General features: G+C 64.8%; 16 protein-coding genes. 5 read left to right on the top strand and 11 right to left on the bottom strand.

Going from position 1 to position 18,322, the window contains the following annotated elements; translation table 11 throughout:
- Position 1 precedes the first annotated feature (1 nt).
- The 7 genes from greA to grpE all read right to left on the bottom strand — a co-directional run bounded on the left by greA (position 2) and on the right by grpE (position 9,743).
- Complete coding sequence (gene greA, locus JQX08_RS20260; protein WP_205350232.1) at positions 2-478, bottom strand: transcription elongation factor GreA; 477 nt, start codon at positions 476-478, stop codon at positions 2-4.
- Positions 475-3,696 carry a carbamoyl-phosphate synthase large subunit gene (gene carB, locus JQX08_RS20255; protein WP_205350231.1) on the bottom strand — a complete coding sequence of 1,074 codons (3,222 nt, stop codon included), beginning with the start codon at positions 3,694-3,696 and terminating at the stop codon, positions 475-477. The genes greA and carB overlap by 4 nt, the downstream gene beginning before the upstream one ends.
- Before the next feature lie 36 nt (positions 3,697-3,732).
- On the bottom strand, positions 3,733-4,869 hold the full coding sequence (gene carA / locus JQX08_RS20250) for a glutamine-hydrolyzing carbamoyl-phosphate synthase small subunit (RefSeq protein ID WP_205350230.1): 1,137 nt from the start codon (positions 4,867-4,869) through the stop codon (positions 3,733-3,735).
- 184 nt (positions 4,870-5,053) lie between these two features.
- The gene (dapB, locus tag JQX08_RS20245) at positions 5,054-5,857 is read right to left on the bottom strand and encodes a 4-hydroxy-tetrahydrodipicolinate reductase (protein ID WP_205350229.1); all 804 of its coding nucleotides are present in this window, start codon (positions 5,855-5,857) and stop codon (positions 5,054-5,056) included.
- A 61-nt stretch (positions 5,858-5,918) separates the two neighbouring features.
- Positions 5,919-7,043 (bottom strand): molecular chaperone DnaJ, encoded by a 1,125-nt coding sequence (gene dnaJ / locus JQX08_RS20240; protein ID WP_205350228.1) that lies wholly within the window; start codon positions 7,041-7,043, stop codon positions 5,919-5,921.
- 113 nt (positions 7,044-7,156) lie between these two features.
- Positions 7,157-9,076 carry a molecular chaperone DnaK gene (dnaK, locus tag JQX08_RS20235; RefSeq protein ID WP_205350227.1) on the bottom strand — a complete coding sequence of 640 codons (1,920 nt, stop codon included), beginning with the start codon at positions 9,074-9,076 and terminating at the stop codon, positions 7,157-7,159.
- A gap of 97 nt (positions 9,077-9,173) precedes the next feature.
- Positions 9,174-9,743 (bottom strand): nucleotide exchange factor GrpE, encoded by a 570-nt coding sequence (gene grpE / locus JQX08_RS20230; RefSeq protein ID WP_205350226.1) that lies wholly within the window; start codon positions 9,741-9,743, stop codon positions 9,174-9,176.
- Positions 9,744-9,888: 145 nt separating this feature from the next.
- Here grpE and recN point away from each other — a divergent pair, with 145 nt between their 5' ends.
- Complete coding sequence (gene recN, locus JQX08_RS20225; RefSeq protein WP_205350225.1) at positions 9,889-11,562, top strand: DNA repair protein RecN; 1,674 nt, start codon at positions 9,889-9,891, stop codon at positions 11,560-11,562.
- A gap of 56 nt (positions 11,563-11,618) precedes the next feature.
- Here recN and fur read toward each other — a convergent pair whose 3' ends face one another.
- On the bottom strand, positions 11,619-12,023 hold the full coding sequence (gene fur, locus JQX08_RS20220) for a ferric iron uptake transcriptional regulator (protein ID WP_205350224.1): 405 nt from the start codon (positions 12,021-12,023) through the stop codon (positions 11,619-11,621).
- 97 nt (positions 12,024-12,120) lie between these two features.
- Here fur and JQX08_RS20215 point away from each other — a divergent pair, with 97 nt between their 5' ends.
- The gene (locus JQX08_RS20215; protein WP_205350223.1) at positions 12,121-12,648 is read left to right on the top strand and encodes an outer membrane protein assembly factor BamE; all 528 of its coding nucleotides are present in this window, start codon (positions 12,121-12,123) and stop codon (positions 12,646-12,648) included.
- Between the two features lie 57 nt (positions 12,649-12,705).
- Here JQX08_RS20215 and JQX08_RS20210 read toward each other — a convergent pair whose 3' ends face one another.
- Both JQX08_RS20210 and JQX08_RS20205 read right to left on the bottom strand, forming a co-directional pair.
- Positions 12,706-13,017 (bottom strand): RnfH family protein, encoded by a 312-nt coding sequence (locus tag JQX08_RS20210; protein ID WP_205350222.1) that lies wholly within the window; start codon positions 13,015-13,017, stop codon positions 12,706-12,708.
- Between the two features lie 6 nt (positions 13,018-13,023).
- Positions 13,024-13,458, bottom strand: coding sequence for a type II toxin-antitoxin system RatA family toxin (locus tag JQX08_RS20205; RefSeq protein ID WP_205350221.1), 435 nt, complete (start codon positions 13,456-13,458; stop codon positions 13,024-13,026).
- A 172-nt stretch (positions 13,459-13,630) separates the two neighbouring features.
- Between JQX08_RS20205 and smpB the strand changes: the two genes are divergently transcribed.
- The gene (smpB, locus tag JQX08_RS20200; RefSeq protein WP_205350220.1) at positions 13,631-14,113 is read left to right on the top strand and encodes an SsrA-binding protein SmpB; all 483 of its coding nucleotides are present in this window, start codon (positions 13,631-13,633) and stop codon (positions 14,111-14,113) included.
- On the opposite strand, the gene JQX08_RS20195 is transcribed toward smpB, so the two are convergent.
- On the bottom strand, positions 14,114-14,884 hold the full coding sequence (locus JQX08_RS20195) for a GntR family transcriptional regulator (RefSeq protein ID WP_205350219.1): 771 nt from the start codon (positions 14,882-14,884) through the stop codon (positions 14,114-14,116).
- 305 nt (positions 14,885-15,189) lie between these two features.
- Between JQX08_RS20195 and JQX08_RS20190 the strand changes: the two genes are divergently transcribed.
- Together JQX08_RS20190 and lldD are read left to right on the top strand one after the other, a co-directional pair.
- Positions 15,190-16,878 (top strand): lactate permease LctP family transporter, encoded by a 1,689-nt coding sequence (locus tag JQX08_RS20190; RefSeq protein WP_205350218.1) that lies wholly within the window; start codon positions 15,190-15,192, stop codon positions 16,876-16,878.
- A gap of 137 nt (positions 16,879-17,015) precedes the next feature.
- On the top strand, positions 17,016-18,161 hold the full coding sequence (gene lldD, locus JQX08_RS20185) for an FMN-dependent L-lactate dehydrogenase LldD (protein WP_205350217.1): 1,146 nt from the start codon (positions 17,016-17,018) through the stop codon (positions 18,159-18,161).
- Positions 18,162-18,322: the final 161 nt, after the last annotated feature.

Raw genomic sequence — 18,322 nt, 5'->3', positions numbered from 1 at the left:
CTTAGAGATGGCGGACTTCGACAATCTCGTACTCGACCAGGCCACTCGGGGTCTTCACCGCCACCACGTCGCCTTCGTCCTTGCCCACCAGGGCGCGGGCGATTGGCGAGCTGACCGACAGCTTGCCCTGCTTGATGTCGGCTTCGTCTTCTCCAACGATCTGGTAAGTCACGCTTTCGTCGGTTTCGACGTTGGCGATCTCCACCGTGGTGCCGAAAATCACCTTGCCGGTGTGGGCGATGGTCGTGACATCGATGATCACCGCGTTCTGCAGGCGACCTTCGATATCGCGAATGCGCGCCTCGACCATGCCCTGCTGTTCGCGAGCAGCATGGTATTCGGCGTTTTCCTTGAGGTCACCGAGCTCACGCGCGGTACCGATGTCCTGGCTGAGCTTCGGACGGACAACCTTGGTCAGATGCGCCAACTCTTCTTCCAGGGCGCGCGCGCCCTGGACGGTCATTGGGTATTTAGTCATGCCTTGATTCCTGCATGGAGATCCTGCAAGCGGCGCACGGTCTTCTCGGGACCGAACTTGAGCGCTTCACAGATCGCCTGCCCACCGGCCAGCGTGGTGGTACAGCAGATCTTGTGCTGCAGGGCGTTGCGACGAATGGAATAGGAGTCAGCGATCGATTGACGCCCTTCCGTGGTGTTAATGATCAGCGTGACTTCGTCATTCTTGATCATGTCGACGACATGCGGACGACCTTCGGTCACCTTGTTCACCCGACGCACCGGCAGGCCGGCAGCCTCGATGATGCGCGCGGTACCGGCGGTGGCGACCACCTCGAAGCCCAGCTCGACCAGGTCGCGGGCAACCTGGGCAACCATCGGCTTGTCGTCTTCGCGCACGCTGAGGAACGCGCAACCGGAGGTCGGCAGGATCTCGCTGGCACCGAACTGTGCCTTGGCGAAGGCTTCGCCGAAGCTGTCGCCGACACCCATCACTTCACCGGTGGACTTCATCTCTGGGCCGAGGATCGGGTCGACGCCAGGGAACTTGGCGAACGGGAACACCGCTTCCTTGACGCTGAAGTACGGCGGGATGATTTCCTGCGGGTAGCCGGCTTCGGCCAGCGACTTGCCGGCCATCACGCGGGCCGCGACCTTGGCCAGCGATTCGCCGACGCACTTGGAGACGAACGGCACGGTCCGCGAAGCGCGCGGGTTGACCTCGATGACGAAGATATCCTCGCCCTGCACGGCCATCTGCACGTTCATCAGACCGACCACACCAAGCTCCAGAGCCATCTTCTTGACCTGCTCGCGGATCTCGTCCTGGATGTGCTTGGGCAGCGAGTACGGCGGCAGCGAGCACGCCGAGTCGCCGGAGTGCACGCCAGCCTGCTCGATGTGCTGCATGATCGCGCCGATCACCACGGTCTCGCCGTCGCACACCGCGTCGATGTCGACTTCGATGGCGCAGTTGAGGAAGTGGTCGAGCAGCACCGGGCTGTCGTTGGACACCTGCACCGCTTCACGCATGTAGCGCTTCAGCTCGTCTTCCTGGTAGACGATCTCCATGGCGCGACCGCCGAGCACGTAAGACGGACGCACCACCAGCGGATAGCCGATGGTCTTCGACGCCGCCAGGGCCTCGTCTTCGCTGCGCGCGGTGGCGTTGGCCGGCTGGCGCAGGTTGAGGCGCTGGACCATTTGCTGGAAGCGCTCACGGTCTTCGGCGCGGTCGATGGCGTCCGGACTGGTACCGATGATCGGCACGCCGGCTTCCTCGAGGGCGCGGCACAGTTTCAGCGGGGTCTGCCCGCCGTACTGCACGATCACACCTTTCGGCTGCTCGACACGGACGATTTCCAGCACGTCTTCCAGGGTCACCGGCTCGAAATACAGGCGATCGGAAGTATCGTAGTCGGTCGACACGGTTTCCGGGTTGCAGTTGACCATGATGGTCTCGTAACCGTCTTCGCGCATTGCCAGCGCGGCGTGCACGCAGCAGTAGTCGAACTCGATGCCCTGGCCGATGCGGTTCGGACCGCCGCCGAGGATCATGATCTTGTCGCGCGACGACGGGTTGGCCTCGCACTCTTCCTCATAGGTCGAGTACATGTAGGCGGTGTCGGTGGCGAACTCGGCGGCGCAGGTGTCCACGCGCTTGTACACCGGCAGCACCTTCAGCTTGTGGCGGTGGCTGCGCAGGTTCTTCTCGGTGACGCCGAGCAGCTTGGCCAGACGCGCGTCGGAGAAGCCCTTGCGCTTGAGCTTGTACATGGCCTCGCGATCGATGCTGGACAGGCCGAGAGTCTTGACCCGCTCCTCGTCCTTGACCAGGTCCTCGATCTGCACCAGGAACCACTCGTCGATGCGGGTCAGCTCGAACACTTCGTCGACGGTCTTGCCGGCACGGAAGGCGTCGGCGACGTACCAGATGCGCTCGGCGCTCGGCACGGTCAGCTCGCGCTTGAGGATGCTCTCGGCTTCCGGGTGGGCCAGGTCGAGCTTCGGATCGAAACCGGTAGCGCCGACTTCCAGGCCGCGCAGGGCTTTCTGCATCGACTCCTGGAAGGTGCGGCCGATGGCCATGACTTCACCGACCGACTTCATCTGGGTGGTCAGGCGGGCGTCGGCCTTGGGGAATTTCTCGAAGGCAAAACGCGGCACCTTAGTGACCACGTAGTCGATGGCCGGCTCGAACGACGCCGGGGTGCGCCCGCCGGTGATGTCGTTCTGCAGCTCGTCGAGGGTGTAGCCGACGGCGAGCTTGGCGGCGATCTTGGCGATCGGAAAGCCGGTAGCCTTGGAGGCCAGCGCCGAGGAACGCGACACGCGCGGGTTCATCTCGATCACCACCATGCGTCCGGTGTTCGGGCAGATGCCGAACTGCACGTTGGAGCCGCCGGTTTCCACGCCGATCTCGCGCAGCACGGCCAGCGAGGCGTTACGCAGGATCTGGTATTCCTTGTCGGTGAGGGTCTGCGCCGGGGCGACGGTGATCGAGTCGCCGGTGTGCACGCCCATCGGGTCGAAGTTCTCGATCGAGCAGACGATGATGCAGTTGTCCTTCTTATCGCGGACCACCTCCATCTCGTACTCTTTCCAGCCGATCAGCGACTCGTCGATCAGCAGCTCCTTGGTCGGCGACAGGTCCAGACCACGGGCGCAGATTTCCTCGAACTCTTCACGGTTGTAGGCGATGCCGCCACCGGTGCCGCCCATGGTGAAGGACGGCCGAATGATGCACGGGAAACCGACCTTGTCGAGCACGCCGAAGGCTTCTTCCATGCTGTGGGCGATGCCGGAGACCGGGCAGGCCAGGCCGATGTCCTTCATCGCCTTGTCGAAGCGCGAACGGTCTTCCGCCTTGTCGATGGTGTCGGCGTTGGCACCAATCATTTCGACGCCGAACTTGGCCAGCACGCCGTGGTGCTCGAGGTCCAGCGCGCAGTTCAGCGCAGTCTGCCCACCCATGGTCGGCAGCAGCGCGTCCGGACGCTCCTTCTCGATGATCTTGGCGACGGTCTGCCACTTGATCGGCTCGATGTAGGTGGCGTCGGCCATGGCCGGGTCGGTCATGATGGTGGCCGGGTTGGAGTTCACCAGGATGACGCGGAAGCCTTCCTCCTTCAGCGCCTTGCAGGCTTGCGCGCCGGAGTAGTCGAACTCGCAGGCCTGGCCGATAACGATCGGGCCGGCGCCGAGGATCAGGATGCTTTTGATGTCTGTACGTTTAGGCATGGTTACTCACTCGAATCCGTAGGTCAGTCGACAGGCTTAGCGGCGCGTGGCCATGGCTTCGATGAAGCGGTCGAACAGCGGGGCGACGTCGTGCGGGCCAGGGCTGGCTTCCGGGTGACCCTGGAAGCTGAAGGCGACCTTGTCGGTGCGCTCGACGCCCTGCAGGGTGCCGTCGAACAGCGACTTGTGGGTGGCACGCAGGTTACCCGGCAGGCTGCTCTCGTCCACGGCGAAACCGTGGTTCTGGCTGGTGATCATCACCACGCCACTGTCGAGATCCTGCACCGGGTGGTTGGCGCCGTGGTGGCCGTGACCCATCTTCACGGTCTTGGCGCCGGAGGCCAGGGCCAGCAGCTGGTGGCCGAGGCAGATGCCGAACACCGGGATCTCGGTTTCCAGGACATCCTTGATCGCCTGGATCGCGTAATCGCATGGCTCCGGATCACCCGGGCCGTTGGACAGGAACACGCCGTCCGGATTCAGCGCCAGCACTTCGCTGGCCGGGGTCTGCGCCGGCACCACGGTCAGGCGGCAGCCGCGCGCCACCAGCATGCGCAGGATGTTCAGCTTGACCCCATAGTCGTAGGCGACCACGTGGTACGGCAGCTCGGCCGCCGGGATTTCCGGGTGGCTGTCGTCCTTCAGGTCCCACACGCTGGAGCGCCACTCGTAGCGCTCGGTGGCGCTGACCACCTTGGCCAGGTCCATGCCCTTCAGGCCGGGGAAGCTGCGCGCCAGTTCCAGCGCCTTCTCTTCGGTGGCATCGGCACCGGCGAGGATGCAGCCGTTCTGCGAGCCTTTCTCACGCAGGATGCGGGTCAGGCGGCGGGTATCGATGCCGGCGATGGCAACCGTGCCGTTGGCTTTCAGGTAGTCGGGCAGCGACTGGGTGCTGCGCCAGTTGCTGGCGATCAGCGGCAGGTCACGGATGATCAGGCCGGCGGCCCACACGCGGTCGGACTCGGCATCTTCCGGCGTGGTGCCGGTGTTGCCGATGTGCGGGTAGGTCAGGGTAACGATCTGCTGGGCGTAGGAAGGATCGGTAAGGATTTCCTGATAGCCGGTCATGGCGGTGTTGAACACCACTTCGCCGATGGTGTGACCATCGGCACCGATGGCTTCGCCGCGAAAGATGCTGCCGTCGGCAAGGGCGAGTATGGCTGGCTTAGTCAAGAAGACCTCCCGTAATCAAGGCTTGAAGCAAACGCAGGTTGTAAAAAAGCGGGATGACGTAAGAAACCGTCACCCCGCTTTTTATTTGAATCATTCTGCGTAACTTTTAGTGGACACACTAAAGCCGGCATCATACAGAAAGGCCCGTTTTCGGTCTACCGCAAAGCGACCTAACGGGCATAACTCAGCGCAAGCCGAGCACATCCTGCATGTCGTACAGCGCCGGCTGACGCTGATCCAGCCACATGGCGGCGCGTACGGCACCCTTGGCGAAGGTCATCCGACTGGACGCCTTGTGGGTGATCTCCACCCGCTCGCCGTCAGCAGCGAACAGCACGGTGTGATCGCCGACCACATCGCCCGCGCGCACGGTGGCGAAGCCGATGGTTTCGCGCTGCCGCGCGCCGGTCTGGCCCTCACGCCCGTACACCGCGACCTGCTGCAGGTCACGCCCCAGCGCACTGGCGACCACTTCACCCATGCGCAGTGCGGTACCCGACGGCGCATCGACCTTGTGACGGTGGTGCGCCTCGATGATCTCGATGTCCACCTCGTCGCCCAGCACGCGGGCCGCGGTATCCAGCAGCTTCAGGCAGAGGTTGACGCCGACGCTGAAGTTGGCAGCGAAGACGATCGGAATCTCCTTGGCCGCCTCGGCCAGCTTGTGCTTCTCGTCAGCCGTGAAACCGGTGGTACCGATGACCATGGCCTTACCGGCCTGACGGCAGACTTCGAGGTTCTTCAGGGTCACCGAGGGGTGGGTGAAGTCGATCAGCACGTCGAACTCGTCGACCACCCGCTCCAGGTCGGCGGACAACGGCACACCAATCCGACCGATGGCAGCCAACTCGCCGGCGTCAGCACCGACCAGGGTGCTGTCCGGGCGGTCGACCGCCGCGGTCAATCCGGCCCCGGCGTTCTGCTGGATCGCCTCGATCAGGGTCTTGCCCATGCGCCCCGCGGCGCCCATCACTGCAATACGTCGCATCAGTTCAGCTCCAAGCTGTGCGCCACCGCCGCGAGCGCTGCCCGCGGCGTGCGGCCATCAATCAAACGTCGCCGAAGAAGCGCTTCACGCCCTCAAACCAGCCACTGGCCTTCGGCGAATGGGAGGTGTCGCCCTGCAGCGAACCGCGGAACTCCTCGAGCATCTCGCGCTGCCGCTTGGTCAGGTGCACCGGGGTTTCCACCGCGACGCGGCACATCAGGTCGCCCGCCGCACCACCGCGCACCGGCGCCACGCCCTTGCCGCGCAGGCGGAACAACTTGCCGGTCTGCGTGCCTTCGGGAATCTTCAGCTTGACCCGGCCATCCAGGGTCGGCACTTCCAGCTCGCCGCCCAGCGCCGCGTCGGCGAAGCTGATCGGCACTTCGCAGTACAGGTGCTTGCCGTCACGCTGGAAGATCGCGTGCTCGCGCACGTTGACCACCACGTACAGGTCGCCCGCCGGGCCGCCGTGGGTGCCGGCTTCGCCTTCGCCCGACAGGCGAATGCGATCGCCATTGTCGACGCCTGGCGGCACCTTGACCGACAGGGTCTTGTGTTCTTCCACGCGCCCCTGGCCGTGGCAGCTGCCGCAGGGGTCGGTGATCATCTTGCCGTTGCCGTGGCAACGCGGGCAGGTCTGCTGCACCGAGAAGAAGCCCTGCTGCATGCGCACCTGGCCGATACCGCCGCAGGTGGTGCAGGTCACCGGACTGGTGCCCTTCTTCGCCCCGGAGCCATCGCAGGTCTTGCAGCCAACCAGGGTCGGCACGCGAATGGTCACCGTGGTGCCGCGCACCGCCTCTTCGAGATCCAGCTCCAGGGTGTAGCGCAGGTCACTGCCGCGCTGTGCGCCACCGCGCGAACCGCCGCGACCGCCACCGAAGAAATCGCTGAACACGTCGCCGAAGATGTCGGAGAAGTTCGCCCCGCCGAAGCCGCCGGCGCCGCCGCCCATGCTCGGGTCGACCCCGGCATGACCGTACTGGTCGTAGGCCGCGCGCTTGCTGGCATCGGACAACACTTCGTAGGCCTCGTTGGCCTCTTTGAACTGGTCCTCGGAGGCCTTGTCGCCCGGATTACGGTCCGGGTGATACTTCATCGCCAAGCGCCGGTAGGCCTTTTTCAGGTCCGCCTCGCTGGCGCCGCGCTCGACCCCGAGCACTTCGTAATAGTCACGTTTTGCCATAGCTCTGCTGCACTCTCGAATTCACATCATCCAGATACGCCGACGCGGGAGAAGGCTCCCGCGCGGCGAATCGTGCCCGCCGAAAGGCGGCGGGCTGGAACAACAGCTGACGCTTACTTGTTGTCTTTGACTTCCTCGAACTCGGCGTCGACCACGTCGTCCGCCGCGCCGCCGTTCGGCTCGTCTGCCGCCTGACCAGCAGCACCCGGCTGCGGCTGTTCGGCGTACATCTTCTGCGCCAGCGGTGCAGTGACTTCCGACAGCGCATTCATTTTCGCGTCGATGGCCGCTTTGTCGTCGCCCTTCACGGCCGCTTCCAGTTCAGCCAGCGCTTTCTCAATCGCCGCTTTCTCGTCGGCAGTCGCCTTGTCGCCCGCTTCGACGACCATCTTGCGCGTGGCATGGACCAGACCGTCGCCCTGGTTACGGGCACCGGCCAGCTCTTCGAACTTGCGATCTTCCTCGGCGTTGGCCTCAGCGTCACGCACCATCTGCGCGATTTCTTCCTCGGACAGACCGGAGTTGGCCTTGATCACGATGGACTGCTGCTTGCCGGTGGCCTTGTCCTTCGCACCGACGTGCAGGATGCCGTTGGCGTCGATATCGAAGGTCACTTCGATCTGCGGTACACCGCGCGGCGCCGGCGGAATCTCGGCCAGGTCGAACTTGCCCAGCGACTTGTTCTGCGCGGCTTGCTTGCGCTCGCCCTGCAGCACATGGATGGTCACGGCGGACTGGTTGTCGTCGGCCGTCGAGAACACCTGCGACTTCTTGGTCGGGATGGTGGTGTTCTTCTCGATCAGCGCGGTCATCACGCCACCCATGGTCTCGATACCCAGGGTCAGCGGCGATACGTCGAGCAGCAGCACGTCCTTGACGTCACCGGCCAGCACGGCGCCCTGAATGGCAGCACCCATGGCCACGGCTTCATCCGGGTTGACGTCCTTGCGCGCTTCCTTGCCGAAGAACTCGGCAACTTTCTGCTGCACCATCGGCATGCGGGTCTGGCCACCGACCAGGATCACGTCATGGATGCTGCCCGCGTCCAGACCGGCGTCTTTCAGGGCAATGCGGCATGGCTCGATGGTGCGAGCGACCAGGTCTTCGACCAGCGATTCCAGCTTGGCGCGGGAAATCTTCACGTTAAGGTGCTTCGGACCGGTCTGGTCTGCAGTGATGTACGGCAGGTTGACGTCGGTCTGCTGCGCCGAGGACAGCTCGATCTTGGCCTTTTCGGCGGCTTCCTTCAGGCGCTGCATGGCCAGCGGGTCGCCTTTCAGGTCGATGCCGGACTCTTTCTTGAACTCGTCGACGAGGTAGTCGATCAGGCGCAGGTCGAAGTCCTCACCACCGAGGAAGGTGTCACCGTTGGTGGCCAGCACTTCGAACTGGTGCTCGCCGTCGACTTCAGCGATCTCGATCACCGACACGTCGAAGGTACCGCCGCCCAGGTCATAGACGATCACGGTGTGGTCGCCCTTGGCCTTGTCCATGCCGTAGGCCAGCGCGGCAGCGGTCGGCTCGTTGATGATGCGCTTGACGTCGAGACCGGCGATGCGGCCGGCATCCTTGGTCGCCTGGCGCTGGCTGTCGTTGAAGTAGGCCGGCACGGTGATCACCGCCTCGGTCACGGCTTCGCCGAGGTAGTCTTCGGCGGTCTTCTTCATCTTCTTCAGCACTTCCGCGGAGATTTGCGGCGGCGCCATCTTCTGGCCCTTCACTTCGACCCAGGCGTCACCGTTGTCAGCCTTGGCGATCTTGTAAGGGACCATCTTGATGTCTTTCTGCACGACGTCTTCGTCGAAGCGACGACCGATCAGACGCTTCACCGCGTACAGGGTGTTGTGCGGGTTGGTCACCGCCTGACGCTTGGCCGACTGGCCAACGAGGATCTCGCCGTCGTTGGTGTAGGCGATGATCGACGGCGTGGTGCGCGCACCTTCCGCGTTCTCGATGACCTTGACGTTACCGTTTTCCAGAATGGCGACGCAGGAGTTGGTAGTTCCCAGGTCGATACCGATGATTTTGCCCATTTCACGCTCCTGAATTTGGATTTACCGAGGCCGCGATTCGCAGGCCGCGGCAGCATTAATTCGCTTGGTTAAACAGATGGGGGCCGCTGCGCGGTTTTCAAGCCTGCTCGTCAATCGACGGCGGCACGTTCGCGGGGGCCTTGCTGACCACCACCATCGCCGGACGCATCAGCCGCCCATTGAGCAGGTAGCCCTTCTGGAACACCTTGAGCACCGAGTTCGGCTCAACATGAGTGCTCTCTTCCATCGCCATCGCCTGGTGGTGCTCCGGATTGAACGGCTGACCGTGCGGATCGACCGCCTCGATCTGGTAGCGCTTAAGGGTGTCGAGGAGCAGCTTGAGGGTCAGCTCCATGCCTTCGCGCACCGCCTTGATCGACTCGTCGCTGTTGCTCGACAGCTCCAGGCCGCGTTCCAGGCTGTCGACTACAGGCAGCAGGTCGTTGGCGAATTTTTCCAGGGCGAACTTGTGCGCCTTCTCCACGTCCTGTTCGGCACGGCGGCGCACATTCTGCAGGTCGGCGGCCACGCGCAGCGACTGATCCTGGGCAGCAGCCAGCTGCTCTTCCAGCGCTTGCACGCGCGCGGCCAGGTCGCCGCCGGCGGCCGCTTCCGGCGCAAGGTTCTCGTCGGTTACTGGCGTATCCAGGTTCTGTTCGTCTGCCATTGGGGTCTCCTTTGAATGCAACGGCGGGCCTCGCCCGCGCTTCTGCCGCCTATATGGGGCCCGCGCACAAGGTTTCAAGGGTTATTGTCAGGAAGGAAACAAACACTGTATAAACGAACAGTCATTAAATTTCGGGAGCGCTCCCATGCTGGTGCACCTGTCCGTCCACAACTACGCCATCGTCGAACACCTGGACCTCGAACTGGAACGCGGCATGACCGTGATCACCGGGGAGACCGGCGCCGGCAAGTCGATCATGCTCGACGCCCTCGGCCTAGCCCTCGGCGACCGCGCCGACAGCGGCGTGGTCCGCCCCGGCACGGACAAGGCGGACATCCTCGCCAGCTTCGACCTGCATGACATTCCCGAGGCACGCACCTGGCTCGCCGAGCGCGACCTCGACCATGACGGTCAGTGCCTGCTGCGCCGGGTGATCACCGCCGAGGGCCGCTCGCGCGGCTACATCAACGGCACCCCGGCGCCGCTCGGCGACCTCAAGGCGCTCGGCGAACTGCTGATCGACATCCACAGCCAGCACGAGCACCAGTCGCTGCTCAAGGCCGACACCCACCGCCGGCTGCTCGACGAATACGCCGGCAACCAGGACCTCGCCCGCCAGGTACAGCTTGCCGCGCAGCGCTGGCAGCAGACCCGCCAGGAACTGGAGCGCCTGGCGCGCAGCAGCGACGAGCAGCGCGCCCGCCATCAACTGCTCAGCTATCAGCTGGAAGAGCTGGACAACCTTGCCCTCGGCGAGCACGAACTGGAGCAGCTGGAGCAGGATCACAAGGCCCTGGCCAATGCCGGCAGCCTGATCGGCACCTGCCAGCAGGTGCTGGAGCTGTGCAGCGACAACGACGCCGGCAACGTGCTGTCCGCGCTGACCAGCAGCCTGCACCGCTTGACCGCTTTCTCCAGCACGCCCAGCGCACTGGGCGAAGCGATCAACCTGCTGGCCAGCGCGCAGATCCAGGTCGAGGAAGCCGTCGGCGAGCTCAACCGCTTCATCGACCACTTCGACGCCGACCCGCAACGCCAGCAGCAACTCGAGGAGCGCCTCGACAGCATCTACACCCTGGCGCGCAAGCACCGCATCCAGCCTAACGAGCTGCACAGCCTGCAGCAGCAGCTGTTCGAGGAGCTGGAAAACCTCAACGCCGACGACCAGGCCGTCGAGCGCCTCGGCGAGGAACTCGGCGCCTACGCGCGTCATTACCAGGACAAGGCCAGTGAACTGAGCAAGCTGCGGCAGACTGCCGCCGCCGCGCTGGCCGCCGCAGTGCAAGGCGAGATGCACAGCCTGGGCATGCCCGGCGGGCGATTCAGTATCGAATTGCGCGCCCGCGAGCAGGGCGGTCCGCACCCGGCCGGCCTCGAGCTGCTGGAGTTCTTGGTCAGCGCCAACCCCGGGCAATCGCTCAAGCCGCTAGCCAAGGTCGCCTCCGGCGGGGAGCTGTCACGCATCAGCCTGGCGATCCAGGTGATCACCGCACAGACCTCGCGGGTGCCAACCCTGGTGTTCGACGAAGTCGACGTCGGCATCGGCGGACCCACCGCCGAAGTGGTCGGCCAGCTGCTGCGCCGCCTGGGCGAGCGTGGCCAGGTGCTGACCGTGACCCACCTGCCGCAGGTCGCTGCGCAAGGCCATCAGCACCTGTTCGTGCACAAGGCGCGCGGCCAGGACGCCACCCACACCGCGGTGGCCAACCTGGCCACTGACGGGCGCATCGAGGAAGTCGCGCGGATGCTCGGCGGCGTCGACCTCACCGAAGAATCCCTCGCCCATGCGCGCAAGATGGTCAGCAGCGCCAACGCCTGAACGTGCCGACATAAAAAAGGCGACCCGCAGGTCGCCTTTTTTATTTGCCGATCGGCTTACTTCTTCTTGCGTACGTAGAGCACCAGATTGTGATCCACCAGCTCGAAACCGTGCTCTTTGACGATTTCCTTTTGGCGCTTCTCGATTTCGGTGTCGAAGAATTCGATGACTTCGCCGCTGTCGACGCACACCATGTGGTCGTGGTGACCGCTGTCGGCGAGTTCGAATACCGCGTGGCCGCCGTCGAAGTTATGGCGCACCACCAGGCCGGCGGCCTCGAATTGGGTCAGTACGCGGTACACGGTGGCCAGACCGACGTCTTCGCCGGCTTCCATCAGGGCCTTGTAGACATCTTCGGCACTCATGTGACGGTGGCCGCTGGAATCAAGCATCTGCAGGATCTTGACCCGCGGCAGGGTCACTTTCAGGCCAGCCTTGCGCAGTTCGTTATTTTCAACCATGGTCAGCTTTCTCGTGGGCGCTGGTTCGCAGCGGCCTTCAATGCGGGTATGATCGGCGGTCAAGTTGCCCTGCCAAGATAGTGGAAGTCACCCACCGATGCCAAACACCAAGCTCTTGCTGACCAGTCTCACCTTCGCGGGACTCATCGCACTCGCCGGCTGCTCATTTCCCGGGGTTTACAAGATCGACATTCAACAGGGCAATGTCGTAACGCAGGATATGATAGACCAGTTGAAGCCCGGAATGACCCGCCGCCAAGTGCGGTTTATCATGGGCAACCCGCTGATCACCGATACTTTCCACGCCAATCGCTGGGATTATCTGTACAGCCTGCAGCCCGGTGGCGGCCAGCGCCTCCAGGAGCGCATGAGCATCTTCTTCAACGACAGCGATCAGCTGGTTTCGTTGGCCGGTGACTTCATGCCCGGCGTGAGCCGCGACCAGGCGATCCTCGGCCAGGACGGCGAAACCGTCGCTCCGCAGCCGCAAGCCCAACCCGAGCCGCAGAAAGCCGAAGCACCGGCCAAACCGGGCTCGCTGGAAGAGCAGATTCAGCGCGAAGTCGACGACGTGGAAACCACGCCGGTACCGATTCCGGCACCGCTGGAAACCTCGCCGCAGTAAGACTGCCCGAGAAGCAAAAAGCCCGGCCAAGTGCCGGGCTTTTTCGTTGCTGCGCGGCTACTTCTGTGCGGCGCGCGCCTGGGCGGCCCTGGCTGCGCGCTGCTTGCGCACTTCCTTGGGGTCGGCGAGCAGCGGCCGGTAGATTTCCACCCGCTCGCCATCTTCCAGCACTCGCGCTTCGGGCTTGGCCAGCGCCTTGCCGAAGATCCCCATCGGGCAGTGCTGCAGGTCGAGACCTGGGAACTGCGCGTCCAGCCCGCTGCGCTCGACCGCCTCGCGGGCGGTGATGCCATAGGGCAGGCTCAGGCGCAGCAGGCTCTGCCTGTCAGGCAGTGCGTAAACCACTTCGACCGCGATGTGTTTGTCCACCGCACCTTACCCGTAGAGCTGCTTGGCCCGCTGGCAGAAGGCATCGACCAGGGTGTTGGCCGCCTGATTGAACAGCGGCCCGAGGGTGGCCTTGACCAATGGCCCGGCGTAGTCGAAGGACAGGTCCAGGCTGATCTTGCAGGCCTTGTCGGTCAGTGCCTTGAATTGCCAGATGCCGTGCAGCTCGGTGAACGGGCCTTCGACCAGGTTCATCTCGATTCGCTGCCCGGGCACCAGCTCGTTGCGCGTCTCGAACTGCTGGCTGAGGCCGGCCTTGGCCACCCGCAGGCGCGCCTGCATGTGGGTCTCGCTGACGTCGAGCACTTCGGTTGCCGAGCACCAGGGCAGGAATTCCGGGTAACGCGCCACGTCGTTGACCAGATCGAACAGCGCCTGTGCCGGATAGGGCAGCAGGGCGGAACGTTGAATGTGAGTGCTCATCGAGTGTCTTCCAGGGCGGCACAGCGATCCCGCTTGCCCTGGCGAGTATGGCCAGAGTTCAGGGAATACGCCGCACGGGGCAAAAAGTGCGCGCATTGTCGGCAATTCATCTGCCTGCCTCAACCCTGCGCCTGTCGCCAGCCCGCCGACGACTCCCTATAATGCGCGCCCTATGGCTAAGCAAAAGAAACACCCCGAAGGCACCATCGCGCAGAACAAGAAGGCGCTGCACGACTATTTCGTCGAACAACGCTACGAGGCCGGCTTGGTTCTGGCTGGCTGGGAAGTGAAGAGCCTGCGCGCCGGCAAGGCCCAGCTGGTCGACAGCTACGTCCTGCTCAAGGACGGCGAGGCCTGGCTGATGGGTTGCCACATCACCCCGCTGACCACCGCCAGCACCCACGTGATCGCCGACCCGGTGCGCACCCGCAAGCTGCTGCTCAATCAGCGCGAACTGGGCAAGCTGTTCGGCAACGTGCAGCAGAAGGGCTACACCTGCGTGGCGCTGTCGCTGTATTGGAAGAAGCACCTGATCAAGTGCGAGATCGCGCTCGGCAAGGGCAAGAAGGAATTCGACAAGCGCCACACCGAGAAGGAGCGCGATTCCGATCGCGAAATCCAGCGCGCCGTGCGCAACAAGGGCAAGGACGACTAGTCACAAGCCCTGACGGCGCTGCGCCCGCGCCGTCCGTTCGACTTCACGCTGCGCCTCGGACAGCACTTCCTGCACGTAGTGGATGTGCTGACTGGAAATCTCCCGCGCCGCATCGGCGCGCCCCTCGATGATCGCCTCGTACAGTGCCCGGTGCTGACTCATCAGCATGTCGCGGGTTTCGCCGCGTTGCGCGTACATCCCGCCGATATTGGTCACCACATTGCGCTTGAGCAGGTCGAACAGGCCGCGAATGGTGTGCAGCAGCACGGCGTTGTGGCTGGCTTCGGCAATCGCCAGGTGGAAGCGCGCATCGGCGGCGCCCTCCTCGGCGCGACTGCCCGGAGTCGGCGCCCGCGCATAGCAGGCCTGCAGCGCGGCGAAGGCGTCGTGCAGGCGCTGATGGTCCGGCGCCGTGGCGCGCAGCGCCGCGTAGTAGGCGCAGGAGCCTTCCAGGGTATGGCGAAACTCGAGCAGGTCGCGCTGCGCCTCGGGATTGCTCTCCAGCAGCTGCAGCAGCGGATCGCTGAAGGTCGAGCCGAGCGTATCGACCACGTAGTTGCCGCCGCCCTGGCGGCTGACCAACATACCCTTGGCCACCAGCTTCTGGATCGCCTCGCGCAGCGACGGGCGCGACACGCCGAACTGCTCGGCCAGCGCGCGCTCCGCCGGCAGCCGCTCGCCCGGCTTGAGCGTGCCCTCGAGGATCATCGCCTCGAGGCGCGCGACGATATCGTCCGACAAACGGCGCGGTTGGATCTGATTAAAGCTCATCACCCTCTCCTTCCGGCAATTCGCGCCGCACGCCTCTAATTCGCGGCTTTGCGCGACCTCACAGAAATTGGTCAGACCATAGCGAAGGACGCCATCGACGCGCCGCTCGACCAAAGTCGTAGTGCGACAAATTGACAGCCTTTCCGCTGGGCTTTTACCCTGAGCCGTCGCTTTTGTAAATTGGTATTACCAATTTATCCGACACCGCACGCCGAGGTCAACGTCGAATTCGCCCGCGCGCCACAAGCGCCGAGGCAGCCCCGGCCCACAGGCACACCCAACAACAATCAGGGAGCCACCCCACGATGCAAGCCTGGCAACAGATCTACACGCCCCTCGGCAGTCTCGGCCTGTCGGCCTTCGCCGCCCTCATCCCGATCATTTTCTTCTTCCTCGCCCTGGCGGTGTTCCGCATGAAGGGCCATGTCGCCGGGACCATCACCCTGGCGCTGTCGATCCTGGTGGCGATCTTCGCCTTCGGCATGCCCACCGACATGGCCTTCGCCGCGGCCGGATACGGTTTCGCCTACGGTCTCTGGCCGATTGCCTGGATCATCGTCGCCGCGGTGTTTCTCTACAAACTGACGGTGAAGAGCGGCCAGTTCGAAGTGATCCGCAGCTCGGTGCTGTCGATCACCGGTGACCAGCGCCTGCAGGTGCTGCTGATCGGCTTCTCGTTCGGCGCTTTCCTCGAGGGCGCCGCCGGCTTCGGCGCGCCGGTGGCGATCACCGCCGCACTACTCGTCGGCCTCGGCTTCAACCCGCTGTACGCCGCCGGCCTGTGCCTGATCGCCAACACCGCGCCGGTGGCCTTCGGCGCGCTGGGCATCCCGATCATCGTCGCCGGCCAGGTCACCGGCATCGACGCGTTCAAGATCGGCGCCATGACCGGCCGCCAGCTGCCGCTGCTGTCGATCATCGTGCCGTTCTGGCTGGTGGCGATGATGGACGGCTGGCGCGGCATCCGCGAAACCTGGCCGGCCGCCCTGGTCGCCGGCGCGAGCTTCGCGGTGACCCAGTACTTCACCTCCAACTTCATCGGCCCGGAACTGCCGGACATCACCTCGGCGCTCGTCAGCCTGGTGTGCCTGACCCTGTTCCTCAAGGTCTGGCAACCGAAGGCCGCCGCCGAGCAGGAAATCGCCGGCGTGAATGCCGATGGCAGCGCGGTGCTCGGCGGCTTCGGCGGAGTGCGCAGCACCGAACCGTCGCCGTACAGCTTCCTGCAGATCCTCAAGGCCTGGTCGCCGTTCCTGGTGCTCACCGTGCTGGTCACCATCTGGACCCTCAAGCCGTTCAAGGCGCTGTTCGCCGCCGGTGGCGCGCTGGAGAGCTGGGTGTTCCTGTTCGCCGTGCCGCACCTCGACCAGCTGGTGATGAAGGTCGCGCCGATCGTCGCCAACCCGACCGCCATCCCGGCGGTGTTCAAGCTCGACCCGGTCTCGGCCACCGGCACCGCGATCTTCTTCTCGGCGCTGTTGTCGATGCTGGTGCTGCGCATCGACCTGAAGACCGGCGTGAGCACCCTCAAGGAAACCTTCGTCGAGCTGAAGTGGCCGATTCTGTCGATCGGCATGGTGCTGGCATTCGCCTTCGTCACCAACTTCTCCGGCATGTCGACGACCCTGGCCCTGGTGCTCGCCGGCACCGGCGCGGCATTCCCGTTCTTCTCGCCGTTCCTCGGCTGGCTGGGCGTGTTCCTGACCGGCTCGGACACCTCGTCCAACGCGCTGTTCAGCTCGCTGCAGGCGACCACCGCGCACCAGATCGGGGTCAACGACACCCTGCTGGTGGCCGCCAACACCAGTGGCGGGGTGACCGGCAAGATGATCTCGCCGCAATCCATCGCCGTGGCCTGCGCCGCCACCGGTATGGTCGGTCGCGAGTCGGACCTGTTCCGCTTCACCCTCAAGCACAGCCTGATCTTCGCCGCTTTCGTCGGCCTGATCACCCTGGCGCAAGCCTATGTGTTCACCGGCATGCTGGTGCACTGAGGAGAGCCGTTATCCCCGCGAAAGCGGGGATCCAGAAACCACCGGCTACGGTTGTTCTGGGTCCCCGCCTGCGCGGGGGCGACGCTGCGAATGCCTGACACCCGGTTCACGACAAGTCCAACCTCGATGAGACGCCCATGATCATCTCTGCCTCAACCGACTACCGCGCCGCCGCACAACGCCGGCTGCCGCCGTTCCTGTTCCACTACATCGATGGCGGCGCCTACGCCGAGTACACGCTCAAGCGCAACGTCGAGGACCTGGCTGGCATCGCCCTGCGCCAGCGCGTGCTGAAGAACATGGCCGAGCTGAGCCTGGAGACCCGCCTGTTCAACGAGACCCTGGCGATGCCGGTGGCACTCGCGCCGGTCGGCCTGACCGGCATGTACGCGCGGCGTGGCGAGGTGCAGGCGGCCAAGGCGGCTTCCGCCAAGGGCATCCCCTTCACCCTGTCGACCGTGTCGGTGTGCCCGATCGAGGAAGTCGCCCCGGCCATCGACCGGCCGATGTGGTTCCAGCTCTACGTGCTCAAGGACCGCGGCTTCATGAAGAACGCCCTGGAGCGCGCCAAGGCAGCCGGGGTCACCACCCTGGTGTTCACCGTCGACATGCCGGTGCCCGGCGCGCGCTACCGCGACGCACATTCCGGCATGAGCGGCCCGAACGCCGCGCTGCGCCGCATGCTGCAGGCGGTGACCCGACCGGCCTGGGCGCTCGACGTCGGCCTGCTCGGCAAGCCGCACGACCTCGGCAACATCTCCACCTACCGCGGCCACCCGACCGGCCTGGCCGACTACATCGGCTGGCTGGGCGCCAACTTCGACCCGTCGATTTCCTGGAAGGACCTCGAGTGGATTCGCGACTACTGGGACGGCCCGATGGTGATCAAGGGCATCCTCGACCCGGAGGACGCCAAGGACGCGGTGAAATTCGGCGCCGACGGCATCGTCGTCTCCAACCACGGCGGCCGTCAGCTCGACGGCGTGCTGTCCAGCGCCCGCGCCCTGCCGGCGATCGCCGACGCGGTGAAGGGTGAACTGGCGATCCTCGCCGACTCGGGCATCCGCACCGGCCTCGACGTGGTGCGCATGCTCGCCCTCGGCGCCGACACCGTGCTGCTCGGCCGCGCCTTCATCTACGCCCTGGCGGCCGCCGGCCAGGCCGGGGTGAGCAACCTGCTCGACCTGATCGACAAAGAGATGCGCGTGGCCATGGTGCTCACCGGCGCCCGCTCGATTGCCGAGATCAGCCGCGACTCGCTGGTCCGCGAACTGGGCGTCTGACGCCCGGACTTCCGCGCCTTACCGGGCGCGGGAGTGGCGCGGACCACCCACCAGCGGCCCGCGCTCCAGCCGCGCCACCGTGAGCGGCGGCGCGGTGCAGTCAACCATAATCCGAGGGGCCGTCACGAGCGGCCCCCACCTACCGTGATTCCTGGAGCACG

The organism is Zestomonas insulae, assembly GCF_016901015.1.
GTDB classification, from domain to species: Bacteria; Pseudomonadota; Gammaproteobacteria; order Pseudomonadales; family Pseudomonadaceae; genus Aquipseudomonas; species Aquipseudomonas insulae.
The sequence above is the reverse complement of the archived record's forward strand: the minus strand, read 5'-3'. Positions and strand labels throughout refer to the sequence as shown.